Source organism: Roseimicrobium sp. ORNL1, assembly GCF_011044495.1.
In the GTDB taxonomy this organism is placed as follows: Bacteria; Verrucomicrobiota; Verrucomicrobiia; order Verrucomicrobiales; family Verrucomicrobiaceae; genus Roseimicrobium.
In genome coordinates this window covers 7,314,963-7,338,893 of sequence record NZ_CP049143.1, presented here as the reverse complement: position 1 = coordinate 7,338,893, position 23,931 = coordinate 7,314,963, and the positions used below count along the sequence as shown (strand labels likewise).

Sequence of the window (23,931 nt, the reverse complement as noted above, 5' to 3'; positions counted from 1 at the left end):
AAAAATCATCCGACCCTGAAAGGGTCGTGGAGAGCAAGGGAATGGTCTGCAATGCCATCACGGCTAATCGACGACTCCGCGACTCTTTCAGAGTCGAATACATCCTGATACACCACCCAGGGTGTCGGTCGCTTGAAGCTCCCTAACCCTGGGCTGGACTCCTGCGCCCCTTCCGGGCGCGATGCAGGTATCTGGGGCTCCGTTGCATAAAGTCGCCGAGCCAGCTTGTTGAACCAGAATGAATGGGAGGAATCATGATTACACCACCCTTGACCCTGCACCGTTCTCGCAGCTAGCGTTGCTCCATGTTCATGCGGTGGTTATTGGATCTACTCGTGCGGTACGATATCTGGCGGATTCTGCGCATGATGACGCCGGAAGATCGCGAGACGCTCCGGGCGATTCCTGAGACGGAGCTCATTTTCTGCCACCACTCCTTTGGCATGTTCCTGAGGAATGCGTTCCGTGGCGGCCAATTCCCCGGGCTTTGCCTCCGCTGCCGCAAGCTGGTGGAAGCCAGCGACGAACCCATGAGCCATGATGCTCTCTCGTCAGTGGCCATCCGGGAGATTTGGAAGACATTGCGACAAGACAAGTCATAACCAGACCGGTGGGATGGGTCTCTGCCATCGCCCTGGAGTGCACGTTGCTGGAGGGTATGGCGCCCCTGCTCATTCGCATGTGAGGAGCATGGTGAAGTCCGTGGCGAGTGTGTCGTCTTACATGCCGGCACAGAGAGAACACGCCTCCCAAAATCGTTAAGCCAACCTGCCATGCACGTCCCACGCTTCACCCGCCGGAAATTCGTCCAGCAACTTGCGGTCACAACTGCTTCGGCCGCGGCCTTGCGCTCGTGGTCCGGTGCCGCAGACACAGACACCGCGACGGGGTCAGCGCAAATGGATCCTCTGCGCAGGGCGATGGATCGGGGGGCGAAGTGTTGCCTTTCCTGGCTGAATCGGGATCAGCAGTACCTTCCTACAGGCGGGTGGGAGCTGGGGCACGATAGTGGTCGCTGGTGGGACGCGATGCTCCGCTACGAGGCCGCGACCGGAGTGCGCATCCCGGAATACGCGGAGACGGCGATGCTGAAAAATGTGCAGACACTGTCGGACAATGCTGCCGCACTGCTGGGCAGCACCTCGTGCCAGCCGCACAACCTGCGGGAGTCGATGCTCGCCTACACCGCCCTTGTGCGTCACCGCAAAAGCGACTGGGCGCTGCAGCAGGGTCAGAAGCTCGTTGAGACCATGCACAGCCTGCTGGAGGCGGACGGCCAGATGGACTACGCAAAGCTCGCCGAACGCACTGGAAAGCCACTGACGAAAGACCCGCTGTGTGCGCAGAGCTCCCCTGCGGGCCAGTGGTTCAATGCGACGGCCACCACCGGCCGGGCGATTGAGAGCATCGTGTGGTTCCATGAAGCCACGGGTGATCCGCGTGCGCTCGAGCTTGCCGGGCGCCTCGCTGAAGTGCATTTGCGCCAGAGCATCGATCCCTCAGGCAAGGTGCGCGCGGAACTACTCGATCCCACGCATGTGGGCCACACGCATTCCTATTGTGGCACGCTGCGAGGTCTGCTGCTGTACGGCCTTGCGACTGGTGACAAGACCTATGTGAATGCCGTGGCCGGGACCTATCGCCATGGCCTTTGGGGTACGTCCATCAGCCATTCCGGTTGGACGCCGCATGATCAGGGGAAGATACGTTTTCCCGACAAGGAAGGCGATCCCATCGGCGAGCATGCGAGCTGCGGCGATGTCGCCCAGATCGCGCTCTGGCTCGCACTGCGGGCCGGACAGGTGGACCTGCTTGATGATGTGGAGCGCCTGATTCGCGCTCGTCTTTTCCCTTCGCAAATCGCCGACGCAAAGAACCCGCGCCGTGATGGAGCATGGGGCGTCTACAGTCACCCCTTTGGCTACGGGGCTATTCTGGATGTGTTCGCCGCCGTGCTGCATTCGCTGGCGGACTTCCATCAGAACATCGTCACCACGGGCACGGATGGCAGCCATTCCGTGAACTTGCATTTCGATATCGATACCACCGCCATTGCCGTGCGTTCGAGGCGTGATCGCGATGCCACGCTCAGCGTCACTGTGAAGGAGCCGTCGATGATCCGCATGCGTGTTCCAGGATGGGCCTCACGCGAGTCCGTACGGCTGTCGATCGATGACAAGCCTGTGCCACTGCCACTTCGGTGGGAGGGAGCCTATGTGGTCATGGCGAAGGAGGCTGTCACTGCTGGGAGCGTCATCGCACTGAGCCATGACCTGCCGGAGCGGCAGACGGTCGAGGAGATGCCCATCAGCCATCGCAAGTTCCAACTGGATTGGCGAGGCGACGAGGTGCTCGCCTGTGATCCGAAGGTCGGAATTTACCCGGCCAAGGTGAGCCGTTGAGGGATGCGGGAACACGCGCTCGATTTCAACACAGAGTCACGGAGCCACAGAGACACGGAGGTGAGATGGGGCGGAGAGCCCTGATCCCATTGCAGCTTGTAAAATAGGCTGACCAATGGGTGCCTGCCCAAGGTGCCCGAGGTTGCAGCCTGAAGGGCGCAGGAACCCAGCCCAGGGTTAAGGAGCCTAAGCGACCGACACCCTGGGTCAGCATCAAAAAATCATCCGACCCTGATGAAGGGGTCGCGGAGAGCGACGAAATGGTCTGCCATACCATAAGTGCTATTCGACGACTCCGCGACTCTTTCAGAGTCGAATACATCATGATACACCACCCAGGGTGTCGGTCGCCAAGGCTCCCTAACCCTGGGCTGGATTCCTGTGCCCCTTCAGGGCGCGATGCAGAAGCTCAGGACCCGCGTGCAACAAGATGGATGAGATGGTGATGACAACGCCGGTGCCTTCTGCCACGATATCACGATGGCAAAATCTCGACGGTTCAGTACGACAGCCCTGGTCATCACGACGATGGTCGTGTTGATCATCACGCTGGTGCTGGTGATATGGCTTCCCACCCCGAAAGAACTGGCTCAGAGGCGGGCCGAGGAGGCATTCAGGCGGGCGATCACCGAGCTGTCGCAGGTGCACATTGGCCCCATTCGCTGGTCAGGGATCACGCTTGAGGAAGCGGTGGCTGACGTGAATGCGCGGTTGGAGAAAAAGGGTGAAACGGATCTGCGCCTGTTTGTTTCAAAGGACTATACTGCCATGACGTCGTCCACGATCATCATGGATCTTCCTGACCTGACGGTGGCGGATTGTGCTTGGTACCTGTGTGATTTGTCTTATGCGCGCATGTCTGGCTCGCAGGCAGGGCTCACTTTTGAGCAGATGCGTGGTTGCGATATTCCCGTGGGAGATCTCCCCTGGCGGATACGGGCCCGCCTTTGGGTGGAACGCAACACCTCGAACCTCTGGGAGGCCTTTGTGAATTCGAACTTGAATCCGACGCCAGCGCCGGGGACTCCCGCCGCAGCGCCGGGCACAGCGCCAAGCCCTTCTCCTGCTCCACCTGCCGGGGCAGACCCGTTTGCGCCTGCGGGCGCGCCCTGACCTGTGAAGTGGAATTACATTCAATCTCCAATCCGTCCCAGGCCTGTGAATGGATTGGTGACAAGCGTCACCATTTCTGATTTGCTCCGTTCATGCCAAGCAGCAGCAGGGCTCCGTTCATCCCCGTGACCGCCACGGTGGCGGGGCTGGCGGTGGGGTTTGCCATGGCATTTCTGGTGCCCCTTCCGGAGGAGCGCATCTTCAATGAGTTGTCGAAGGTGAAGGTCGGCCCGGTGAAGTGGGAGAATGTCTCCGCCAGGACAGCGGTGGCGGAGTTGAATGCGCAGGTGGAGAAGGCCAACAAGAGTCTTTACCGTGTGAAGCTCGCCGAGCGGCAGGAGCCTTATCATGACATCACGTTGTCCCTGGATCTCGATCATCCCATCTCCGCCACGGAATGTGCGAAGTACATCGCGGAGCTGAGCGGCAGTGGCGTCTTTGCGACGCCTGACGGACTGGTGATTGATAGCTTTGCCCACGGCCCCCGCTATGGCGAGGCCTCCTGGCGCAAGAGTTTCCGCTCCTGGGTGACCACGGATGTGCCGGGCTACTTCCGGAAGAAGCCGGAGCCATCGGTGTCGGATCCATTTGCGACGCCTTGAGTCGTTGCGTCGGGTGATTCACCACCATCGAGCAAGAGAAGGCAGGTGACAGCCATGTAAAATTCTGCATCACTGGCGGAATGGCGAAGCCACGCAGACTCTCTATCACTGTGGTAGCGATTGCGGCGGTGACGCTGGCAGTCGTGGTAACCTTTGCCGTGCTGATCTGGATGCCATTGCCTGAGGAACGCTCGTTCCTGAAACTTGCGAAGGTCAACATAGGCCCGATCAGTTTGAGTGGAGCGACCGCCCGGGAAGCGGTCGCGGCGGTCAATGCCCAGCTTGAAAAGGAGGGGCAGACGCACTTGCGCCTGTTTATTCCTGAGACAACCCAGTTTGGAAGTGGCACCATTTCGATGGAACTTGATGCGGTTTCGGTGGCGGACTGCGCCAGATATATCTCTGAATTGTCAGATGCCCGCATGTACGGCACAGAGGAGGGCATCACCATTGATATTCGAGGATGCTATTCTTCGTCCACCCCCGTGCCGCCGCCATCCAGGTCATGGCGGAGAGAGTTCCGCGACTGGGTGAGATACACACTGCCCTATAAGTGGAAGAGATTTTGGTCTCGGTCCGACCCGGCAGATCCTTTTGCCTCCTTGGGAGCGCCTTCAGGCCTGGCCCCTTCCGTACCATCGCTCCCGGCTCCAGCGCCAAGTTCATCCTCCACCTAGGTGGACCCGTTCAGGGCTCCGTCGTCTCCATGATGGAAAAACACCACAAGGGCTATTTGGGCGGGAAATTTCTCTCAGGTCGTATGCTCATGGGCTGCACGGTCGCGGTCTTATTTACTGCCGTTGCGCTCATTCTCTGGGTGCCGGCTGCCGATTCACGAGCCTATGACCGGCTGTCGAAAGTCAAAGTGGGAAAGAGCGAATGGGACGGGGCATCACCCGAAGTGATTTATGCTGACCTGTGTGACCGGCTTTTGCAGAAGGGCGAGGGTCACAGCATCGTCTTTGTCGAAGGCATTGATTTACGAGATCGCACCATCTCGTGGCAGCTCGATGAGGACACGACCGCCGTGGAACATGCACGACACTTGGCGGAACTGTCGGGATACAAACTTTACACCACCAAAGATCGACTGCTCATCGACTACGAGGGTAAGGACCATCGCACGTGGCTCAAGAAGGCGCAGGATTGGCTCAGGGGTCTGCCTGGTCAATTCTCCAATGAGCCCCCAGACCCATTCCTGCCAGCTGGCCATCGACCCAGCTACTCGTTGTAAAGAGGACAGCAGAGTTCGACCATCACCCAATCTCCAGCTCCACCGGACAATGGTCCGAGCCGTAGATATCCGGACGGATGCGCGCCGCCTTCAGCTTCGGGCGCAGCGCCTGGGACATGAGCCAGTAGTCGATTCTCCAACCCACGTTGTTCGCGCGGGCATTGGCGCGGTAGCTCCACCAGGAGTAGTGATGCGCGCCTTTCTCCAGTTCGCGGAAGGTATCGATGAAGCCGGCGTTCAGCAGTTCGCTGAAGCTGGCGCGTTCTTCATCGCTGAAGCCGGGATTCTTCCTGTTCTCCTTCGGTCGCGCGATGTCGATTTCCTCATGCGCCACGTTGAAGTCACCGCAGGAGAAAACGGGCTTGGTCTGTTCCAGCCGCTTGAGATACGTGCGGAAGTCCGCGTCCCACTTCAGGCGATAGGGCAGGCGCTTGAGCTGTTCCTGCGCGTTCGGCGTGTAGACATTCACGAGGTAGAAGTCCGGGAACTCCGCCGTGATCACGCGGCCTTCGTTGTCATGCTCCGGCATGCCCACACCGAGCACATGGGTCTTCGGCGGGATGCGGGTGAGCACCGCGGTGCCGGAGTAGCCCTTCTTCACCGCGGGATTCCAGAGCACCTCGTAGTCCTTGAGGAACGTCAGGTCGGCCTGGTCTTGCAGGGCCTTCACCTCCTGAAGGCAGATCACATCGGCGTCGCAGGAAGTCAGGTAGTCGCGCAGGCCCTTGTCCATCGCCGCGCGCACGCCGTTCACGTTAAAGGAGGTGAATTTCATCTGGGAAACAGATGCGCGGGGAGGGGGCGGAGGTCAATGGCGGTGTTGCTCAAGGAAAGTGGCCGAGTTTCTCCGAAACTCGCTGCACGTGGATGTTGTCCATGATGCACATCCAAAAGACATGGTGCAGAACTCATGAAAAGCGGTCAGGAGTTGATACGTCCTCGACGCATTAAGAGTGCAGCGAGTTTCGGAGAAACTCGGCCACTATCTCGCTGCCGCGCGTGAAGGACTAGCTCCGCTGCGAGGTGGTGGAAACGCCCTCCACTTTCACCCCACTGAGCGGATAGTTCACCACCGCTTCCCACGCCAGCTTCTGCAGCAGTTTGTTCAATGCCTCCGCCTGCGGTTGTTCCTTGAGTTGCTCCGGCACGGGCAGGCCTTCGGGGGTGCGCTGGTAGATGGTGGCAAAGTGGCAATAGGTCACCAGCGTGGCGAGCACCTCCTGCGGATGGCCCAGTGGATCCCGGAAGAGCGCGGACTGCTTCGAGATGCCCGGTGCCGTACCCTTGATGACCTGCTCGCGCAGGGCGAACACGGCATCACTCACGGGGACGATGTGCACCGCATCATGTCCGGCTTCGGTATTGAGCGAGCGCACCTGGTCCTCGAGCTTGGCGAGCCAGAGGGTGCGATGGTCAGCTCGCATCTGGTTCAGACCTTCCAGGGTCAGGGCATCGCGCTCCGCGTTCTGGAAGCCTTTTTCCGGATGCCCATCGCGCGCGGGCCAGGAGGCCTGCAGCAGCACGCGCAGGTGAGGATTCTTCTCCAGACCGAGCTTGGTGAAGTTCGTGATGCCCGGGTCGGGCATGAGGATATGAGGCGAGAGCGTGATGACATCCACGTTGCCGGAGCGCAGGGCTTCCTTGGCGCGGTTCTTGTCATCGGGCAGGTCCCAATGCTGGATGACCTTGGAGCCGCCAATCATCTGTTGGCCCGCATTCACATGGGCGATGCCCGCTGCCTGCGCCATGGGTGGAAGCAGCTTCGCCGTGTAGATCATGAAACTGTGCGCGCAGACAAACACGCGCTGGCCCGCGATGGCAGCCGTCGCCGCACTGCCGGTGGTGGCGGAGGTCTTGGCAATGCCCTCCGCATGGCTGACTGCCGCGCCGGCATGCAGGAACAGCAGGGCGCCGGCAGAGGCGAGGGCGGCGAAACGGGGGGTCAGGAAGGAAGGCATGTGGGGACGGGTGGGGGTTCGCTCTTGAAACGATGGAGACGCCTCCGGGTTGCAGGCGGTTGCAAGTGGCGAGAGTTTTCCTTTCCGCGTGCACTGCGGCATTGCCTCAGAGGGAGCGCCTGCGGTAGCTTGGCCTCATGCTCATCTGCCTTCGCCGCCTGACTTGCGCTGTGGCTACCGTTTTTGCCGGTGTTCTTGCTGCGACCGTCTCCACCGCCGCTCGCGCCGCGGACGCCCTGCCGAACATCGTCCTCGTGATGGCCGATGATCAGGGCTGGGGCGACATGGCGTACAACGGGCATCCGCACCTGAAGACGCCGAACTTCGATGCCCTGGCGAAGGAGGGCGTGCGGTTCGACAACTTCCACGCCGCGGCTCCTGTGTGCTCACCCACGCGTGGCAGCGTGCTCACCGGGCGCACGCCGAATCGTTATGGTGTCTTCCAGTGGGGCTGGCCGTTGCGACCGCAGGAGACTACCCTCGCAGAAGCGTTGAAACCCGCGGACTATCGCACCGGGCATTTCGGCAAGTGGCACCTCGGCTCCGTGCGCAAAGACCAGCCCACCACTCCCGGCGCGCAGGGGTTCGATGCGTGGGTGTCCTCGCCGAACTTCTTCGATCTCGATCCCATCTTGAGTGATCGCGGGAAGGCCACGCAGTTCCAGGGAGACAGCTCGGACATCACGGCGGATCTCGCCATCCAGTTCATCAAGGACAGCGTGGAGAAGGAGCAGCGCTTCTTCGCCGTGGTGTGGTTCGGCTCGCCGCACAATCCGCACCAGGCCCTCGATGCCGACCGCGCGCTTTACGCGGACCAACCGAAGAATGTGCAGGACTTCTACGGCGAGATCACCGCGATGGATCGCGCCTTCGGAAAGTTGCGCGGCACCTTGAAGGAACTTGGCCTGCGCAAGAACACCCTGCTGTGGTACTGCAGCGACAATGGCGCGCTCCCGAAAATCGGCTCCACGGGTGGCCGACGAGGCAACAAGGGTGATGTGTATGAAGGCGGCCTCGCCGTGCCCGCGCTGCTGGAGTGGCCTGCGAAGTTCCCCGAGCCGAAGGTCATCACTCAGCCATGCGTGACCAGCGATATCTTCCCCACGCTGCTGGATATCGTCGAGATAGAGCCGGACAAGTCACGCCCGCTGGATGGCATCAGCCTGCTCCCGCTGCTGGAGGGCGCGCAGAAGAAGCGCACGCAGCCCATTGGTTTCTGGGATTCGCCCATCAAAGGCATCGGCACGCCGGCGAAGCAGTGGATGGAAGAGCAGATGGCGGCGGAGAAAGAAGGTCGCGATCCAACGCCCGAGCCACAGGCCTTCACGGACGCGGCAGTGATCAAAGAGCACTTCGCGCCGCAGAAGTATCCTGGTCACGCGGCTTGGCTGGACGGAAACTGGAAGCTGCATCGCATGGAGGACCCGCAGACCGGCAATGTGAGCTGGGAGTTGTATGACCTCGCCAATGATCCTGATGAGAGCCGCGTCCTGCTGGCGGAGCAGCCTGAGCGCGTGCCTGAAATGCAGGAAGCCCTGGAGCGCTGGCTGGAGTCCGTGGCAAAAAGCCTGAACGGGGGAGATTACACGGAGAAACCCTGAATTGGGCTGAAAGCTTATTCACCAAATTCGGGGCATTATTTGTGATAAATCCTAATGATGACGGTCGTTAATGATCTTAGCCATGAAAAGGCCCTCGTTGATTACCCCCCTTGTGGTCCTGCTCGGTTCGCTCACCCTGCAGGCCGCCAAGCCCGATGCCCAACAGGCTGCCCGGGAGATTGATGCCATCCTGGAAAAGGACTGGAAGGCCAACAAGCTCCAGGGAAATCCCGCGATCAGCGATGATGTTTTCCTGCGCCGCATTTATCTGGATGTCGTGGGCCGCATTCCCACCCATCGTGAGGCGGAGGAGTTCCTGAGTTCCACGGACAAGGACAAGCGCACGAAGCTCATCGACCGCCTGCTGGCGAGCGAGGGTTATGTGCAGCACATGTACAATTATCTGGCTGATATCCTGCGCGCCCAGTCGAACGGCCAGGCAGGGGGCATCACCGGCACGGCATATACGAATTACATCAAGGACAGCCTGCGTCAGAACAAGCCGTGGGATAAGTTCGTGCAGGAAATGGTTTCCGCAGAGGGAGATGCCTGGGACTCCGGCGCGATTGGCTACTACATGCGCGACCGTGGCATGCCACTGGACAACCTGGCGAATACCGTGCGTGTCTTCCTCGGCACCCGCATCGAGTGCGCCCAGTGCCACAATCATCCGTTCGACAAGTGGTCGCAGATGCAGTTCTACCAGATGGCGGCCTTCACCTATGGCGTGGAGACGAATGACTACTACGGTCCCACGCAGGTCGCCGCGCGCGACATGATGAACAAGGAGATCCAGGCCGAGCGCGACAAGTTCAAGCTGGCGCCCCCTACAAAGAACATGACGCCGGAGGAGAGGAAGGCCTACAAGGACAAGATGGAGGAGATGGGCAAGCAGGCCCGTGTTGCCAGCGAAGCGAAGCGCAAAGAGATGCGCCCCGTGGAGGAAGTGCTGGGCGATGTGCGCAACAGCCTGCGCTACACCTCGGTGAGCTTCAATACGAAGCGCGAACTCCGCCTGCCGCACGACTACCAGTACACGGATGCCAAGCCGAAGTCCGTGGTCTCCGCCTCCACCATGATGGGTCACGAGCTGAAGGCCGCTCCCGGTGAAAAGAAGCTTGATGCCTTCGCCAAGTGGATGACCTCGCCGGAGAATCCCCGCTTCACCACCGTGATTGCGAACCGTCTTTGGAAGAGGGTCTTCGGCCTCGGCCAGATCGAGCCGGTGGATGAACTCATGGAAGGCACCGTCCCCATGAATCCGGAGCTCATGAAGCAGCTGGAGAAGCTCATGGTGAGCAACGAGTATGACCTGAAGGCCTATCTCCGCGTGCTGCTGAACACCCGCGCCTACCAGCGTGCCGTGACGCGGGAGGAAATCCCCGCGGGCGTGACCTACCATTTCACCGGTCCCGTCTTGCGTCGCATGAGCGCGGAGCAGATGTGGGATTCCTTCGTGGCCCTCATCAATCCCACGCCGGACATGCCGAACCTGCCCACCCGCGAAGCTGGTGAGCGTCGCGTGCTGGCTGCCAAGAAGCTGGGTGACGCGCTGAACGAACTCACGCCCGAGGAAATGCTGAAGGGCGCGCAACTGGCCGCCGTGAAGTATCGCGAGCAGTCCGACCAGGTGAAGGAACTGCAGAAGAAGATCGCCGACGCCCGCGCTAATGACGACAAGCAGACCGCCAAGGAACTCAGCCGCAAGGTGAGCGACCTCCAGCGTCTGGCCCGGCAGGAGGTGAACAACCAGGTCTACCTGCCCGCCGTGAAGAAGCTCGCCGCGAGCGTGGGTGGCGCGAAGACTTCGGACAAACCCGGCGACCCCGTCGTGGCTTCCTCGGACAGCTCCATGATGATGAACGGCGGCATGATCGCGAGCACCGACATGAACGCGGACCGCATCAAGATTCCCGGCTACGACAAGCCCGAGAAGACCGACGAGCAGGTGAAGGCAGAGCGCCAGAAGCAGCTCGATGAGCTCATGCAGGAAGCCGTGTACTACGGCATCCCTGAGAAGGAGCGGAAGGGCTATGCGAACTACCGCGTGGGCCAGATGCGCAACTGGCTGCGAGCCGCGGAAATCGAATCGCCCGCTCCTCGCGGCCACTACCTGCGTGAGTTTGGCCAGAGCGACCGCGAGACCATTGAGAACGCGAACTATGATGCCTCCGTGCCCCAGGCCCTGGCCATGATGAACAGCCAGCTTCTGCCCGGCATCATGGAGCGCTACTCGCAGCTCATGCTCACGGTGAACAAGGCGCCCTATCCGGATGACAAGGTGGAAGCCATCTACATGACCCTGCTCACCCGCAAGCCCACGCCCCGGGAACTCGAAATCTGGAACAAGGCCCAGAGCTCCGATGCCGGCCTCGATATCTCCGATCTGATCTACGCGTTGATCAACACGCAGCAGTTCATCTTCATTCAGTAAGCCCCTCACCCTCGCAAAAGCCATGAGCACCGCCCTTCAGTCCAGCCTCCTCCGTGGCGACCAACTGTCGCGCCGTCAGTTCGCCGCCCGTACCGCGAGCACGCTGCTCGGGGTGGGACTGCTTCCCTCCGTCTTCACGAACAAGGCGCAGGCCGCACCCTTTGAAGGCGCCTTCAAAGGCAAGCAGGTGGCCACGGCCAAGAACGTGATCTACCTCTACATGTCCGGCGGCCAGACGCACCTGGACACTTGGGATGTGAAGGAAGGCGTGGAAACCGCCGGTCCCACCAAGCCCATCAAGACCAGCGCGGACGGCGTGCGCATTTCGGAGTACCTTCCGCTCACCGCACAGCAGATGCATCACGTCAGTGTGGTGAACTCGCTCACCTCCACGCAGGGTGCGCATGAGCAGGGGAACTACATGATGCACACCAGCTACACGCTGCGTGGCACCATCCGCCACCCCGCCATGGGTTCGTGGCTCACCGCCTTCCAGCCCTCTACTGGAAACAGCACGCTGCCGAAGAGCGTCTTCATCGGCAATGACAGCCGCCACCCCGGCGCCGGCTTCCTGGCTGCGAGCTACAATCCGCTCTTCGTCAACAATCCGGAGAACGGCATCAAGAACGTGCGCGTGCAGAAGGGCCTGTCCGAGGACCGCTTTGCCGCCCGCATGTCCCTGGCCGATGAACTCGACAAGGATTTCCGGAACACCTTCCCGCATCGCAATGTGAAGGCGTACACGGACATGTACGACCACGCGATGACCATGATGAAGAGCGAAGACCTCAAGGCCTTCGACCTCACCGAGGAAAATGAAGAGACCCGCAAGAGCTACGGCGCCGAGCCCTTCGGCCAGGGTTGCCTTCTTGCCCGCCGTCTCGTGGAGCGTGGGGTGCGTTTCGTGGAAGTCTCGCTCGGTGGCTGGGACACGCACAATGCCAACTTCGTACGCGTGCCGGAACTTTGCGATGTGCTGGACAAGGCGCTCGCCAGCCTGCTCAGCGACCTGAATTCGCGTGGCCTTCTTGAGGAAACGCTCGTGGTGGTGACTTCCGAATTCGGCCGCACGCCCGACATCAATGTGAATGTCGGCCGTGACCACTACCCGAAGGCCTTCTCCGGCATCATGGCCGGCGGCGGCGTGAAGGGTGGTTATGTCTACGGCAAGACGGACAAGGAAGGTCGTGAAGTCATCGAGAACAAGGTGGAGATCCCACAGTTCAACGCGACCATCGCCTACGCCTTGGGCCTGCCGCTGGATCAAGTGGTGTACTCACCCAGCAAGCGTCCATTCACCATCGCGGACAAGGGGCAACCCCTTGTCGACATATTTGCTTGATGCCGATGCCCGTCTCAGGCGGCGGACCATCGACAGAAAGCAGGGGCGGCATCGGGGGATGCCGCCCCTTTTTGTTTTTGTGCATCACCTCACAGGTTGGAGCGGCGCTTTTTAGACCACTTGTTGCATAGGATGGTCACAATCAGGATCTGCTCCAACGCTGGTTTGGCCAGGAACTCATCATAGGACGCGTCTTCCACCTGGCAGTCTGCCACCGGCTCGTTGTCATCCGGCGACACGTTCCGCGACCTGCAAGTGGGGCAGACATGGTGGGGTACCAGTTGCTGTCCTTCAATCTTTCGGGCACACCCAGCGACCACGAAATGGAAGCGATCTGTGTCCTCGTGGGTGGGAGATGTTGGATATCCCACGGCCCTCTTCATCACCGACTTGATGTGTTCGAAGATGGAGCTGTCGCAGGCGTCAAAGTACGCGAATCCAATGCCGCGCTCACCCGACCAGATGAACTGGCCATAGCTCATATCCGGAAGTGCAGGCATCGCGAAGTCCGCATTGCAGTCGAGACATCGAGTGCGGAAGAATTGCAGGGTCCGGGTCATGAAAGGAAGAGGCGCAGGCTGCGAGCAGAACCTCCTGCCATGGATTCCGCAGGCTCGCGAGGCGCTTTTGACCGCTACCTCGCCTAATTTTGGAAGCTAGTCGCCCGTCTTTCCGTATGTCTCCACCCGCTCCAGCTCTCTGACTGGCGCGGGTCAGTACATCCCGTCATCCCCCGTAATCAAATGCTACGTCGTACCTCCCTCCTCCTGCTTCTTGCCGGGGCCATCGTGCTGCCCGTGCAGTCGTCCAAGGCCGCTGAGCCCAAGAAGGTCATTGTTGTCACCACCACGGCGGGTTTCCGCCACAGCTCCATTCCGTTTGCGGAAAAGACCATCGCTGAACTCGGCGAGAAGTCCGGCGCCTTCAAGGTGGTGGACTATTGCCAGCAGCCTGACGTGACCGTGCCCAAGAAACCGAACAAGCCCAAGGACCTGGCCGCCGATGCGGATGACAAGGCGAAGGCCAAGTACGCGAAGGACATGGAAGGCTTCAACGCCCAGATGGCCAAGTGGACCCCTGAGGTGGAAGCCCAGGCCAAGGCTGCGCAGGCCGAGCTCGACACGAAGATGGCCGAGTCCCTTGCCAAGCTCAGCCCAGACAATCTCAAGGCCAAGGGCATCGACGCCGTGATCTTCGCAAACACGACCGGCATGCTGCCTCTGCCGGACAAGGAAGGCTTCATCAAGTGGATCGAAGACGGCCACGCCTTCATCGGTATGCATTCCGCCAGCGACACCTTCCACCAGTTCCCGGGGTACATCGACATGCTCCAGGGTGAATTCGAAACGCACAAAGCACAGGTGCCTGCGGACCTCGTGGCGGCGGACAAGAAGCACCCCGCCAATGCGGAAATCGGTGACACCTGGAATCTGAAGCAGGAAGAGATGTACATCATCAAGAACCAGGACCGCAGCAAGGTGCGCTCCATCTGGCATCTGCGCCACCACCCGAACGATGCCGCGGACAAGAAGTACTTCCCCGTATCCTGGGTGCGCACACCGGGCAAAGGCCGCGTGTTCTACACCAGCCTCGGTCACCGCGAAGACCTCTGGAGCGCCGACCCTGAGTTGAAGGGCCGCGTGAATCCGGTCGAAACCGCGAAGCAGTACCAGGCCCACATCCTCGGTGGTATCAAGTGGGCCCTCGGCCTGGCTGATGGCAGCGCGGAGCCAAATCCGACGGTGGAGTAGTCCAACGTACCTCGCGAGTCCCTTCGCGAGAGATTCTGAAGTTCAAAGGACGGCAGCACGCGCTGCCGTCCTTTTTTGTTTTGTCGGAGGTGAATAGCTGGCCTTGGAGGTAGTACTGACCGCTACGACTTTCGGAGAAAGTCGGCCACGATCCGGCGCCACATTTTGTGGATGAGTATTGTGCGCGACGCGCTTACGCCGGCCAGAGGCCAGCGCTCCCAGGGCCGCAGCGCCCTCTTTCCACCCTCACGCCGCGACAGCGTTCAGCGGTTCCGCCATAGACACCGCACCACCACCCAGAATCCCATCCAGCTGCTCCTGCGCCTCAGCCACCGATCGCTCAAAGTCCTCACCCTTGTGTTCCTCGAAGTTCACTCGCACGAGCGTGATGTTCGACAAGCCGACGAAATGCAGCAGCGCTTCCAGATGCGGCTCCAGGAAGTTCAGATGCTCATACGGCTCACCGGGAGCATAGCCGCCGGTGCCGTTGGAAGTGACCAGCACGAGTGGTTTCGCAGGAATCAAAGGCTGATAGGGATGCTCCGCGTCGCCGGTGAAGTTGAAGGTGCGGCCCACGCGGATGATCTGGTCGAAGTACGCCTTGAGCTGCGCGGGCATGCCGAAGTTGTACATGGGCACACCCATGACGATCGCTTCCGCATCGAAGAGTTCATGAATCATCGCCTCGCTTTGCGCGAGCTCGAGATGCATCTCCGGCGTGCGCGCCGCAGCAGGCGTGAAGGCGGCGGCGATGAAGGACTCCGTGATCGCCGAAGGCGGGTGCGTGCCCACATCACGATCCACGATCGTGGCATCTGGATGACGCGCGAGCCATCCCTCAGAGAAGTGCTTCGTGAGGCGGCGGGTGACCGAGCGCGTCACGCGCCCGCTGGCATTGATGACTAGCAGTGGTTTCTTCTTCATACAGGCCCACGATGAGCCCGTGTGAGAGAGTTGCTTCGTCGCAAGATTGTGAGCGACTCACGGGAATGTGAGTGGTGGCATTGCGCATTTCATTTGAAGGCGCAGGCGTCTTCCTGGTCCGTGAGTAGCTTCGAGCATGTTTACCTGTACTCAGGAAGTTTTACGCCGAAGGCGTTGCACATTGTCCAGCCCAAGGTCAGCCCGCAAAGCGGGCGCCACCTTGGGTTGGCCCCAGAGGTAGTTGAACCCTGAAAGGGTTCCACAGAGAAGCGACCAACCATGGCTGCATCCTCCCTACTGCGGCGCGTTTGTGGAACGCTTTCAGCGTTCGGCATCTTGCCTCCACATCCCCAAGGTGGCGCTTGCTTCGCAAGCTGACCTTGGGCTGGACAATGTGCAACGCCTTCGGCGTAAAGGAAGAGCTTCAAAACTTAAATCGCTCTACCCCACAGCCGCACCCTATGACGCAGCCGCACCCGCCTCCGCCTGCCTCTCCCTTTCCTGATGCTCCATACCCCACTTCTCCAATGCATCCATCACATTCGAAAGAGCGCGGCCGTGTTTGCTTAAGGAGTACTCCACGCGCTGCGGCACTTCAGCGTACACCTTGCGGTTCACAATGCCGTCCGCCTCAAGTTGGCGGAGCTGCACGGTGAGCGCTTGGGCGGTGACTTCCGGCAGAGCGGACTGAATATCCGAAAAACGTTTCCGGCCTGTCTTCAGCTCAAAAAGAATGGAGGGTTTCCAGCGGCCGCGGATGACATCCAATGCCGCACGCACAGGGCAGTCATCGGCCAACCTGTCATGCTTCTGCTCGTAGTAGGAGAGCGGCTTCATGGGGCAAAGTAATCGTATCCTCCGTCGTGACAAGCTGCTGGGCTGGTCCCATTCCTTCAATCCCTATGTCAGCTTCCTCCAAATGGTAGCTCCCACGGCAAAAAGAAAGAACAGCACTTCCAGAGCAAAGACCAGCAGGGTGGCATTGCCTAAGGTGGAGACGTCCTTTCCCTTGAGCCAGCACCACATGCTGTAGGGACTTACGACCAGGAGGCACACAGCAAACGGACCGAGCACGATGGCCCACCAGCCTGGGGAGTCGGGGGGCTTCAACCGGTTGGCCACGGGGAGGAGGATGCCCAGGTAGATCGAGTACACGAAAAGGAACACCATCAGGTAGATGGTGGCCAGGGGAACGAAGCCGCCTTGCCTGGCATTGCGACGTGAAATGAGCTTCATGGGAAGCAAGGAATTCAATGCGAGCCTATCACGAGAGGCTCCGTCTCGTCCACGCCTTCCAGAGCCCACGAATTTCATCGCCTTCCGTGCACATTTCATTGAATATCCCCACTCCCCCCAACCGTCTCTCCGACATGACGATCCGCCGTACCTTTGCGCGCCTCGCTTGCGTCTCCTCACTCGCCTTGATAGCGGGCAACGCCTTTCCCGCTGACAAAGGAACAGAAGCAGAAGCGGAACCGCCTGCACCGGCACAAGCACAGACCTTCGCCAGCCTCCGCACGGAGAAGGGCCGCACGTTTGTGAATGCTAAAGTCATTGCCGTGGAGCCGGATGGGCTGCGGCTCCAGCATGACACCGGCGTGAGCAAGGTGGCATTCTGGGAACTGCCCGAAGACGTGCGGAAGAACTATCCGCATGACCCCGAGAAAGCGGCGGAGTACACGAAAGCCGCGGAGGCCGCGAACCGGGATGCGATTTTCAATGCAGAACAGGAACGCCTTCGCGTGGATCAGGCCGAGATGAAGCGCAAGGCCGGCGTGGCGCCGGATGTGGAGCTGGACACAACCGGTCCTGTCACCGTAGAGCAGGTCAAGGCCGGCTGGCTGATCGCGAATGCCTCCCGCTCGCTGAACTACGGCGACCGGAACTATGCCGCGCAGGAATCGTCGATCGCCAACTATCGCAGCGCTGTCCTGTCCGGCATGCATGATCGCGAGGCGGAGAAGGTGGCCATGCGCCACAATTTCGAGTGGTATCTCAAGGAAGGTCGCACGGAGCAGGCGGCACTCGCGCAGAAGCGTCTCGCCGCCCTGGAGGACGAAGACCTGCGCCGGGAGCAGATTGCCAGCCTGGAACGTCTCGCGCAGTCCATGGACCGTGCCGCGCAGGGAGCGAGCAGCGCGCTCCTTTCCGAGCTCGCCAGCATCCGCCAGGAATTGGAACGCCTGCGTCTCGACAGGGCGGTCAATCCGTAGGTGAATGGTGACGCGACACGCTCACCGATTCACCGCATTTTCATGGCCGCTGCTCCCGATTCCGCTAGCCACCTTGCCATCGATCCCGCTGCGCCCGGTGCGGAGATGGATCCGTATGATGTGCTCATCCACGCCGTCGCGCCGCGGCCCATTGCGTTTGTCTCCACGCTTTCGAAGGACGGAAAGCCGAACCTTGCGCCCTTCTCCTTCTTTATGGCTGGTGGCGCGAACCCTCCCAGCATCTGCTTTTCTCCGAATACCAAGGACGACGGCACGCCAAAGGACACGCTGCGCAACATCCAGGAGACCGGCGAGTATGTGGTGCACATCGTGAGCCACGCCATGGGTCCCGGCATGTCTGCCACGTCGAAGCCGCTGCCGCATGGTGAGAGCGAGTGGCCGCTGAGTGGGTTCACTCCGCTGCCCTCGCTGAAAGTGAAACCACCGCGCGTGGCCGAGGCGCCCTTCGCACTGGAGTGTCGCTTGCATCAGATCGTGCCGCATGGAAGCGGTGGTGACGCGGCGAACTACATCATCGGCGAAGTCGTCATGTTTCATGTGGCTTCCGAACTGGTGAGCGATGGCCGCATCGACACCACCAAGGTGGACTACCTCGCACGTCTCGGTGGCGCGTGGTACCTGCGTGCCACGCCGGACTCGCTCTTCACCATGAAGCGACCGGTGTAGCCAGGTCAGCCAGGCACCCGCGGCATCGCGTCACTGATGCTGGCTCTGGCTGTGATGGATCTCGCCCTTGGTGTTGTGGTGCACTTCCAGATGCGTTTTGTCGCGGACACTGGGTGGGTGATCCTTGCTGACTTCCACCCTGGTGCTGGGGCGCGTCGGATGCTCCCCGTGTTCATGGTCGAGCATCTGACGCACGTTCAGATGTTCGTCGGGGTCCGGGCTGGTATTGCCCAGCGTGTCCACCTGAGACTTTTTCGCGTTGGAATTCTGCAGGGTCTCTTCAGCCTCGGAACGTGCGCCATTCGCCGTGTGTCCCGTCGAGTCCAGAGATTGGGATTTGGATTGAGAGTGTGATTGAGATTCCGATTGGGACGAGGATGTGTGGGAAACGAGCGAAGACAGCGACGACTTCGTGCCCGAGGTCTCGTTGGAGAAAGTTTTGTCCTGCCCGATTTCTTCGTTCAGTTTCCGGGCGCTCTGGATCAGTGAACCCTTGAGCTGCGCTATCTGATTCGCGAGGTCATTGGCGTGCTGCTCTTTTTGGTCATGCACCTCCTGCTTGCCCTTGTAGAGGGCTTTGAAGCGGTCGGTCATGCTTGGGTCATCCAGGTGCTTCCGCTTCGCGTCGAGCTGCTCCTCCATCTTGTTCAGACGCTCGAACGCCTTGTCGAAGGTCTTGCGCTCGGGCACGGACATCTTTTGGTAACCATCCGCGAGCTCCTTCTCCAGCTTGATATCGGGTTGCCGTTTGGCGGTGGGTGCGTTCGTATGTTCCGGAAGTACGTATTTCCCCGTCAGGATCTTGTTCTTGGCGATCTCCATCTCCACGGTGGCGAGGTAGGAGGTCTTCGGGGTCGAATCGAGGCTGTCGATGGCGGAAGGCGGAATCTTCGCCCGGTCCTTTTCGGACATCTTCATGAACTCATCCATGCTCTTCGGCTCGTGTTGCGCCTTCACGGACATGGAGGTCTTTTGTTGTTTTTTGTAGGACTCGTTCGCGTCATCCATCGCCTTGTGATGGGTGCTGTCATTGAAGCTCTTCACCACCAGGATGGCCCCTGACTGGCTTTGCAGCTCTGTCTGGAGCGCCTTCAGACGGTTGACTGCACCATCAATGGCGTCCTTGCTGAGCGGTTTGGGACCATTCTTCGGCGGAGGAGTCGAGAGCATGGCGCGCAGTTTTTCTGGGTCCGCCTCCAGAATTCGTCTGGCCGTGTCTTCGTGCATGATCTTGGGCATGCCGACCATTTTGTCGAGTGCCTGCCCTCCGACTTGCTTCTCGGGCAGGCAGAGGTCGTTGTCGATGCCGGTGACTTTGCCAGTCGCGGGATCGATGAAGATGTTTCCTGCGTGCCGGTCGGTCTCACCGTTGATGAAATCGATCACCTGCAAGTCGGAAAGCCCCTTCTGAATGCGGGGATCCCGGCAATCCACCTGAAGCACGCCCTTCTTGCCAACCACGTTGCACCCATCTGCCTGGATACTGACGCCGATGACCTTGCCGTCCTTGTCCACCCCGTATTTCTCCTCGGCGATGACATTGAGCCCCAGAAGTTTGTCCGCCTGGTTGGACGCCACCTGACGTGTGATCAGCCCTGCATCTCCCTGTGCATCCCCTGAGTTTTTGAACAGACGGCTGGCGGTACGCAATTCCTTGTCCGGGGGCACCATCTGTTTGGCAAACCCCATCGTCTCACCATGCGAGCCCAGAGACGTGTTGTCCATGGCATCGACACGGTAGGTGACACTGGCTTGATTCGAGCCCTGCTCCTCGTTGGTCCGCATGGAGAAGTGGAGCGCTTGGAGAGGGCGACGCTCGTTTTCGAGGACTGCCTTGGGGTGCTTGGTCTTAGGCATGGTGGTTTTTGGGTGAAGCCGTACAGGTAGGATCGGAAGCCCGGCGCAAAAGTTATGCTGATTCGCTTCTCACGGAGTATCGTATCAAGCCCGTATGATCAATCCACCCCAACGCAGCCCGCGTGAGAAAGTCGGCGGACTCTTTTATTTTGGCCGCATGCTCGACAAGATTCGCGTGCATCAGCGCGGCGAGCTGCCGGAGGAGTACCATCCGAACTTCGGACTCGCCATCGGGATGGATGGGAGGATGTGTTCCTACCTCGGCGTCGCTTTCGCAGAAGTGTGCACCCGTGTGCAGCAGGGCGGCACAGATGAGGAAATTCTCGCGTGGTGCTGCGAGCACAGCGGCTTCCAGCTCACGGAGGAGCGCGTGTACATCTGGAATGAGTTCGCACGGAAGGTCGGCTGGAATGATCTCCCCGGCCGCTTCCTGCGGAGGGTAAAGGCGGAGGACGGACTCGCGGATCGCGATGATCTCGTCACCGCCTTTGAGATCATCGATTTCCGTGAAGGACGCGCGAAGTGAGCGTTGTTCGAGTGCTGGATTTCAACACGGAGACACAGAGTCACGGAGGCACAGAGGATTTTTTTGGGAGTGACTGCGGAACAACCGGGGTACTGAACAAATTTCACCTCAGTTCCGTGTCTCTGCGTCTCTGTGACTCCGTGTTGAAATCCTGCTGTGTAAGCCCGCTTTTGTTCGCGCCGTGCAATCGCGGATCACCACAGTGATTTTTTACCTGTGCAGATGCGGATTCTCCCGTATCATCCGCAGACACATTCACCCCATCTCTTCTCTTATGAGAACCGCGAATCCCACCCTTTCTGATTCCACCTTCCAGAAAGTGGAATCCGGCGTCACCAATCCCATGACCCTTCAGGGCACGGTGAACAAGACCGTGCTGCTGCTCATGATCCTGCTCGTGCCGGCGGCCTACACCTGGAGCGCCTCCCTGGCGAATCCTGCCTCATCCGGCATGTACATGGGGGTGGGTGCGATTGCTGGCCTCATCCTCTGCCTCATCACGGTTTTCAAGATGACCTGGTCGCCGATCACGGCGCCGTTGTACGCCGCCGCGCAAGGGGTGTTCCTCGGAGCGCTCTCGGCCCAATTCAACACGATGTACAACGGCATTGTGCTCCAGGCGGTGCTGCTCACCTGCGGCGTGTTGCTCGCACTGCTCGCGGCGTATTCCATGCGCCTCATCCGGGCGACGGAGAACTTCAAGCTGGGCGTCGTGGCGGCCACGGGCGGCATCTTCCTCGTGTACCTGGCCACCTGGATCTTGAGCTTCTTCCATATCCAGATTCCCTACATCCACGGCAGTGGGCTGGTTGGGATCGGCTTCAGTGCTTTTGTCGTGGTGATCGCCGCACTGAATCTCGTGATGGACTTCGACTTTATTGAAAACGGCTGTGAACAGGGCGCGCCGAAGTTCATGGAGTGGTATGCCGCGTTCGGCCTGCTGGTGACGCTGGTGTGGCTCTATGTATCAATCCTGCGCCTGCTCGCGAAGCTGGCAGATCGGAGGTAAGCGAATTCCTGCGGGTAAAAGTTGCTTTTGACGCCAGGACACAAAACTCCGGTTGCGGAAATTCTCGACAGGGTCTTTGACCAACTGTTCGGACTGCCCTGCTGGAACGTGAAGCAGGGGCACGGTTCGTTCCTCACATTTGAATTTGGGAATCCCAGTTTGGAGATTGGGAGAGTGGTTCCTCCCAGCCCCAAGATTCCCAAATCTCGCCTTCGCCGAATCGTCCATCTAAAAGGGGAGTGGCATCTTTGGATCTATTGCTGCGGTTGGCAAATCGTCCAAGATCGGCGGGAGCTCTGTTTTTGGGAGTCCAATAGAGACGAAATCCGGGCAGCGTGCGACATCCTCCACGGACAAGCCTTATCGGATCTGAAGTTCCGGCCAGAAGCTGGGCGTAGCTCCTTCACGTTTGATCTGGGCGGGCAGTTGCTGACCGGCCCCTATGAGGAGGAATTGCAGGAACAATGGATGTTGTATTGCCCTGATGGAAACGTGCTGACGTACAGGTCCGACGGCGCATTTTCTTATATTTCGGGCACGGAAAGGGCGGAGGATGAAGTATTCCGATTTCTGGACGCATAGTGAACGGGAAAGCCGCGGAGGCTGGAGCGTGAAATCTACCTTCACCAAAAACTGAAAACTCACCATGAGAGCCACTGAAGCTGTCCCCGTCTTCCAGGTCTCCAACGTGGATGCCGCGTTGAAGCACTACACAGAAGTCCTTGGGTTCACCGAGGACTTTCGTTTTGGCGACTATGCCGGAGTGAAGATCGGCAATGCATGCCTGCATCTCTCCGGCCACAGCATCCATGACCGCCCCGTGGGAGGTGGCACGGCTTATTTCTTCTGTGATGAGGTGGATGCCTACTACGCCGAGATCACTGGCAAGGGCGCCATTTTCAAAGCCGAGCCCAAGAACTACGACTACGGCATGCGCGATTTCCTGGTCGTGGATCTGGACGGGAATCACCTGGGATTTGGGTGTCCTGCGACCGAGGCATAAGAAACCTGTCACCCCCAGGTCCTGAATCCGATGAGAACCACGATGATTGTTCTGCTCCTGAATGCCGCGGCACTTTCGACTGGATACGCAGCTGACGATGATCCCTTGAAGAAGGCGGAGAAAATCACCTACTACGATCGGAATGGTGATGGGAAGGTTGATTGTGAATCACACACGCACCGAGGCTGGGCAGATGCTGACTGGTTGTTGATGGATGACAATTACGACGGGCGTTACGAAAAGAAGATGTCGTTCGGAGTTAAGGTGTTTGAAACCGAGGTGGACATCCCCGTGCCAACCGGAGTACCCATCAGCAAGCAGAAGCGTTGAGTGGGACTCAAATTTGGCTCAGGGCAATAGTTTTCTGGAGTCCAGCCGTGCTTGGCGGAAGGGATCATTTTCCTCATTTCCCCGCTGGAATCCTCCCGGACCTTCCGTTTATCTCGCCCGCATGAAACTGCAACGCACCCGCATTCTCTCGTTCTCCGCAGCGCTCGCGCTGGCACTCGTTTCCGTGGCCTCTGCTGATGAAGGCAAGGCCATCTTCAATGGCAAGGACCTCACCGGCTGGGAGGGGAATCCCGACCTCTGGAGCGTGCAGGACGGCGCCATCACCGGCACCACGAAGGGCGCCACGCCCGAGGACAAGAAGAGCACCCTGAAGCACAACACCTTCCTCGTGTGGAAGGACGGCACCGTGGGTGACTTCGAGCTGACCTTCAAGTACCGCATCGTCGCGGGGAACAGCGGTGTGCAGTACCGCAGCAAGGAACTCCCGAAGGGCGAGCATGGCCCCATCGTCAGCGGTTACCAGGCCGACTTCGAGGCCGGCAAGACCTACAGCGGCATCCTGTATGAAGAAAAAGGCCGCGGCATCCTGGCCAAGCGTGGTGAGAAGACCACCATCAAGCCCGGCCCGGACGGCAAGAAGCCCGTGGTGGAAGTGACCGGCTCCGTGGGCAACAGCGATGAAATCCAGGCCTCCATCAAGGCGGAGGACTGGAACGAGTACAAGATCGTCGCCAAGGGCAACCACCTCCAGCATTTCATCAACGGCAAGCAGACCATCGACGTGACGGACGAAGACAGCGCCAATGCCGCCAAGACCGGCATCCTCGCCTTGCAGATCCACGCTGGGCCGCCCATGGTGGTGCAGTTCAAGGATCTGATCCTCAAGGAGTCGAAGTAACTAGTTTACCTCCCACTGCGTAACGCATCTCCAGCCACAGTCGCCCGCGCGCGACTGTGGCTTTTTTCTTTCCTTTTGCCGCAGGT

The 23,931-nt window shown here is 59.8% G+C and carries 24 protein-coding genes; 17 read left to right on the top strand and 7 right to left on the bottom strand.

From position 1 onward, the window contains the following. Nucleotides 1-365: 365 nt before the first annotated feature. The 6 genes from G5S37_RS29615 to G5S37_RS29590 all read left to right on the top strand — a co-directional run bounded on the left by G5S37_RS29615 (nucleotide 366) and on the right by G5S37_RS29590 (nucleotide 5,351). A complete protein-coding gene (locus tag G5S37_RS29615) occupies nucleotides 366-602 on the top strand; it encodes a hypothetical protein (protein ID WP_206026208.1) in 237 nt (78 codons plus the stop codon). Between the two features lie 426 nt (nucleotides 603-1,028). After that, entirely contained in the window at nucleotides 1,029-2,402 is a 1,374-nt protein-coding gene (locus G5S37_RS29610; protein ID WP_206026207.1) for a hypothetical protein, read from the top strand. Nucleotides 2,403-2,882: 480 nt separating this feature from the next. Further along, nucleotides 2,883-3,515 (top strand): hypothetical protein, encoded by a 633-nt coding sequence (locus G5S37_RS29605; protein WP_165199484.1) that lies wholly within the window; start codon nucleotides 2,883-2,885, stop codon nucleotides 3,513-3,515. Nucleotides 3,516-3,607: 92 nt separating this feature from the next. Further along, on the top strand, nucleotides 3,608-4,117 hold the full coding sequence (locus G5S37_RS29600; protein WP_165209781.1) for a hypothetical protein: 510 nt from the start codon (nucleotides 3,608-3,610) through the stop codon (nucleotides 4,115-4,117). 80 nt (nucleotides 4,118-4,197) lie between these two features. Then, nucleotides 4,198-4,794: a hypothetical protein gene (locus G5S37_RS29595; RefSeq protein WP_165209778.1), complete on the top strand. Its 597-nt coding sequence runs from the start codon at nucleotides 4,198-4,200 to the stop codon at nucleotides 4,792-4,794. 29 nt (nucleotides 4,795-4,823) lie between these two features. Beyond that, complete coding sequence (locus tag G5S37_RS29590; RefSeq protein ID WP_165209775.1) at nucleotides 4,824-5,351, top strand: hypothetical protein; 528 nt, start codon at nucleotides 4,824-4,826, stop codon at nucleotides 5,349-5,351. A gap of 22 nt (nucleotides 5,352-5,373) precedes the next feature. Here the strand turns inward: G5S37_RS29590 and G5S37_RS29585 are convergent, their stop codons facing one another. Both G5S37_RS29585 and G5S37_RS29580 read right to left on the bottom strand, forming a co-directional pair. Continuing rightward, nucleotides 5,374-6,126: an exodeoxyribonuclease III gene (locus G5S37_RS29585; protein WP_165209772.1), complete on the bottom strand. Its 753-nt coding sequence runs from the start codon at nucleotides 6,124-6,126 to the stop codon at nucleotides 5,374-5,376. Nucleotides 6,127-6,358: 232 nt separating this feature from the next. Continuing rightward, on the bottom strand, nucleotides 6,359-7,309 hold the full coding sequence (locus tag G5S37_RS29580; protein WP_165209769.1) for a hypothetical protein: 951 nt from the start codon (nucleotides 7,307-7,309) through the stop codon (nucleotides 6,359-6,361). Between the two features lie 137 nt (nucleotides 7,310-7,446). Between G5S37_RS29580 and G5S37_RS29575 the strand changes: the two genes are divergently transcribed. The 3 genes from G5S37_RS29575 (at nucleotide 7,447) to G5S37_RS29565 (ending at nucleotide 12,686) form a co-directional block, all read left to right on the top strand. Further along, entirely contained in the window at nucleotides 7,447-8,910 is a 1,464-nt protein-coding gene (locus G5S37_RS29575; RefSeq protein WP_165209766.1) for a sulfatase-like hydrolase/transferase, read from the top strand. An 82-nt stretch (nucleotides 8,911-8,992) separates the two neighbouring features. Beyond that, a complete protein-coding gene (locus tag G5S37_RS29570) occupies nucleotides 8,993-11,344 on the top strand; it encodes a DUF1549 domain-containing protein (protein WP_165209763.1) in 2,352 nt (783 codons plus the stop codon). Between the two features lie 22 nt (nucleotides 11,345-11,366). After that, nucleotides 11,367-12,686: a DUF1501 domain-containing protein gene (locus G5S37_RS29565; protein WP_165209760.1), complete on the top strand. Its 1,320-nt coding sequence runs from the start codon at nucleotides 11,367-11,369 to the stop codon at nucleotides 12,684-12,686. An 89-nt stretch (nucleotides 12,687-12,775) separates the two neighbouring features. Here the strand turns inward: G5S37_RS29565 and G5S37_RS29560 are convergent, their stop codons facing one another. Next, a complete protein-coding gene (locus tag G5S37_RS29560) occupies nucleotides 12,776-13,246 on the bottom strand; it encodes a hypothetical protein (RefSeq protein ID WP_165209757.1) in 471 nt (156 codons plus the stop codon). 183 nt (nucleotides 13,247-13,429) lie between these two features. Here G5S37_RS29560 and G5S37_RS29555 point away from each other — a divergent pair, with 183 nt between their 5' ends. Next, nucleotides 13,430-14,437 carry a ThuA domain-containing protein gene (locus tag G5S37_RS29555; RefSeq protein WP_165209754.1) on the top strand — a complete coding sequence of 336 codons (1,008 nt, stop codon included), beginning with the start codon at nucleotides 13,430-13,432 and terminating at the stop codon, nucleotides 14,435-14,437. A gap of 246 nt (nucleotides 14,438-14,683) precedes the next feature. Here the strand turns inward: G5S37_RS29555 and G5S37_RS29550 are convergent, their stop codons facing one another. The 3 genes from G5S37_RS29550 to G5S37_RS29540 all read right to left on the bottom strand — a co-directional run bounded on the left by G5S37_RS29550 (nucleotide 14,684) and on the right by G5S37_RS29540 (nucleotide 16,597). Beyond that, complete coding sequence (locus G5S37_RS29550) at nucleotides 14,684-15,361, bottom strand: NAD(P)H-dependent oxidoreductase (protein ID WP_165209751.1); 678 nt, start codon at nucleotides 15,359-15,361, stop codon at nucleotides 14,684-14,686. Between the two features lie 459 nt (nucleotides 15,362-15,820). Continuing rightward, nucleotides 15,821-16,198, bottom strand: a complete 378-nt coding sequence (locus G5S37_RS29545; protein ID WP_165209748.1) for a helix-turn-helix domain-containing protein — start codon at nucleotides 16,196-16,198, stop codon at nucleotides 15,821-15,823. Nucleotides 16,199-16,261: 63 nt separating this feature from the next. After that, a complete protein-coding gene (locus tag G5S37_RS29540) occupies nucleotides 16,262-16,597 on the bottom strand; it encodes a hypothetical protein (protein WP_165209745.1) in 336 nt (111 codons plus the stop codon). 134 nt (nucleotides 16,598-16,731) lie between these two features. Between G5S37_RS29540 and G5S37_RS29535 the strand changes: the two genes are divergently transcribed. Both G5S37_RS29535 and G5S37_RS29530 read left to right on the top strand, forming a co-directional pair. Then, nucleotides 16,732-17,574: a hypothetical protein gene (locus G5S37_RS29535; protein WP_165209742.1), complete on the top strand. Its 843-nt coding sequence runs from the start codon at nucleotides 16,732-16,734 to the stop codon at nucleotides 17,572-17,574. Between the two features lie 42 nt (nucleotides 17,575-17,616). After that, on the top strand, nucleotides 17,617-18,261 hold the full coding sequence (locus G5S37_RS29530) for a flavin reductase family protein (RefSeq protein ID WP_165209739.1): 645 nt from the start codon (nucleotides 17,617-17,619) through the stop codon (nucleotides 18,259-18,261). Nucleotides 18,262-18,291: 30 nt separating this feature from the next. On the opposite strand, the gene G5S37_RS29525 is transcribed toward G5S37_RS29530, so the two are convergent. Then, nucleotides 18,292-20,118 (bottom strand): hypothetical protein, encoded by a 1,827-nt coding sequence (locus tag G5S37_RS29525; RefSeq protein ID WP_165209736.1) that lies wholly within the window; start codon nucleotides 20,116-20,118, stop codon nucleotides 18,292-18,294. Between the two features lie 94 nt (nucleotides 20,119-20,212). On the opposite strand from G5S37_RS29525, the gene G5S37_RS29520 reads away from it, so the two are divergent. The 5 genes from G5S37_RS29520 to G5S37_RS29500 all read left to right on the top strand — a co-directional run bounded on the left by G5S37_RS29520 (nucleotide 20,213) and on the right by G5S37_RS29500 (nucleotide 23,845). After that, on the top strand, nucleotides 20,213-20,644 hold the full coding sequence (locus tag G5S37_RS29520) for a DUF5069 domain-containing protein (protein WP_240914743.1): 432 nt from the start codon (nucleotides 20,213-20,215) through the stop codon (nucleotides 20,642-20,644). A 274-nt stretch (nucleotides 20,645-20,918) separates the two neighbouring features. Continuing rightward, entirely contained in the window at nucleotides 20,919-21,653 is a 735-nt protein-coding gene (locus G5S37_RS29515; RefSeq protein WP_165209733.1) for a Bax inhibitor-1/YccA family protein, read from the top strand. A 646-nt stretch (nucleotides 21,654-22,299) separates the two neighbouring features. Beyond that, nucleotides 22,300-22,656: a glyoxalase superfamily protein gene (locus G5S37_RS29510; RefSeq protein ID WP_165209730.1), complete on the top strand. Its 357-nt coding sequence runs from the start codon at nucleotides 22,300-22,302 to the stop codon at nucleotides 22,654-22,656. 42 nt (nucleotides 22,657-22,698) lie between these two features. After that, a complete protein-coding gene (locus G5S37_RS29505) occupies nucleotides 22,699-22,986 on the top strand; it encodes a hypothetical protein (protein WP_165209727.1) in 288 nt (95 codons plus the stop codon). 121 nt (nucleotides 22,987-23,107) lie between these two features. Then, complete coding sequence (locus G5S37_RS29500; RefSeq protein WP_165209724.1) at nucleotides 23,108-23,845, top strand: DUF1080 domain-containing protein; 738 nt, start codon at nucleotides 23,108-23,110, stop codon at nucleotides 23,843-23,845. Nucleotides 23,846-23,931 lie beyond the last annotated feature (86 nt).

Coding starts and splice junctions, on each gene's coding strand:
- G5S37_RS29545 (WP_165209748.1), bottom strand. CDS start 16,198: ATGAAGCCGCTCTCCTACTACGAGCAGAAGCATGACAGGTTGGCCGAT.
- G5S37_RS29520 (WP_240914743.1), top strand. CDS start 20,213: ATGATCAATCCACCCCAACGCAGCCCGCGTGAGAAAGTCGGCGGACTC.
- G5S37_RS29510 (WP_165209730.1), top strand. CDS start 22,300: ATGAGAGCCACTGAAGCTGTCCCCGTCTTCCAGGTCTCCAACGTGGAT.
- G5S37_RS29505 (WP_165209727.1), top strand. CDS start 22,699: ATGATTGTTCTGCTCCTGAATGCCGCGGCACTTTCGACTGGATACGCA.
- G5S37_RS29535 (WP_165209742.1), top strand. CDS start 16,732: ATGACGATCCGCCGTACCTTTGCGCGCCTCGCTTGCGTCTCCTCACTC.
- G5S37_RS29610 (WP_206026207.1), top strand. CDS start 1,029: ATGCTCCGCTACGAGGCCGCGACCGGAGTGCGCATCCCGGAATACGCG.
- G5S37_RS29555 (WP_165209754.1), top strand. CDS start 13,430: ATGCTACGTCGTACCTCCCTCCTCCTGCTTCTTGCCGGGGCCATCGTG.
- G5S37_RS29580 (WP_165209769.1), bottom strand. CDS start 7,309: ATGCCTTCCTTCCTGACCCCCCGTTTCGCCGCCCTCGCCTCTGCCGGC.
- G5S37_RS29500 (WP_165209724.1), top strand. CDS start 23,108: ATGAAACTGCAACGCACCCGCATTCTCTCGTTCTCCGCAGCGCTCGCG.
- G5S37_RS29560 (WP_165209757.1), bottom strand. CDS start 13,246: ATGACCCGGACCCTGCAATTCTTCCGCACTCGATGTCTCGACTGCAAT.
- G5S37_RS29570 (WP_165209763.1), top strand. CDS start 8,993: ATGAAAAGGCCCTCGTTGATTACCCCCCTTGTGGTCCTGCTCGGTTCG.
- G5S37_RS29595 (WP_165209778.1), top strand. CDS start 4,198: ATGGCGAAGCCACGCAGACTCTCTATCACTGTGGTAGCGATTGCGGCG.
- G5S37_RS29600 (WP_165209781.1), top strand. CDS start 3,608: ATGCCAAGCAGCAGCAGGGCTCCGTTCATCCCCGTGACCGCCACGGTG.
- G5S37_RS29605 (WP_165199484.1), top strand. CDS start 2,883: ATGGCAAAATCTCGACGGTTCAGTACGACAGCCCTGGTCATCACGACG.
- G5S37_RS29550 (WP_165209751.1), bottom strand. CDS start 15,361: ATGAAGAAGAAACCACTGCTAGTCATCAATGCCAGCGGGCGCGTGACG.
- G5S37_RS29525 (WP_165209736.1), bottom strand. CDS start 20,118: ATGCCTAAGACCAAGCACCCCAAGGCAGTCCTCGAAAACGAGCGTCGC.
- G5S37_RS29575 (WP_165209766.1), top strand. CDS start 7,447: ATGCTCATCTGCCTTCGCCGCCTGACTTGCGCTGTGGCTACCGTTTTT.
- G5S37_RS29585 (WP_165209772.1), bottom strand. CDS start 6,126: ATGAAATTCACCTCCTTTAACGTGAACGGCGTGCGCGCGGCGATGGAC.
- G5S37_RS29540 (WP_165209745.1), bottom strand. CDS start 16,597: ATGAAGCTCATTTCACGTCGCAATGCCAGGCAAGGCGGCTTCGTTCCC.
- G5S37_RS29530 (WP_165209739.1), top strand. CDS start 17,617: ATGGCCGCTGCTCCCGATTCCGCTAGCCACCTTGCCATCGATCCCGCT.
- G5S37_RS29590 (WP_165209775.1), top strand. CDS start 4,824: ATGATGGAAAAACACCACAAGGGCTATTTGGGCGGGAAATTTCTCTCA.
- G5S37_RS29565 (WP_165209760.1), top strand. CDS start 11,367: ATGAGCACCGCCCTTCAGTCCAGCCTCCTCCGTGGCGACCAACTGTCG.
- G5S37_RS29615 (WP_206026208.1), top strand. CDS start 366: ATGATGACGCCGGAAGATCGCGAGACGCTCCGGGCGATTCCTGAGACG.
- G5S37_RS29515 (WP_165209733.1), top strand. CDS start 20,919: ATGAGAACCGCGAATCCCACCCTTTCTGATTCCACCTTCCAGAAAGTG.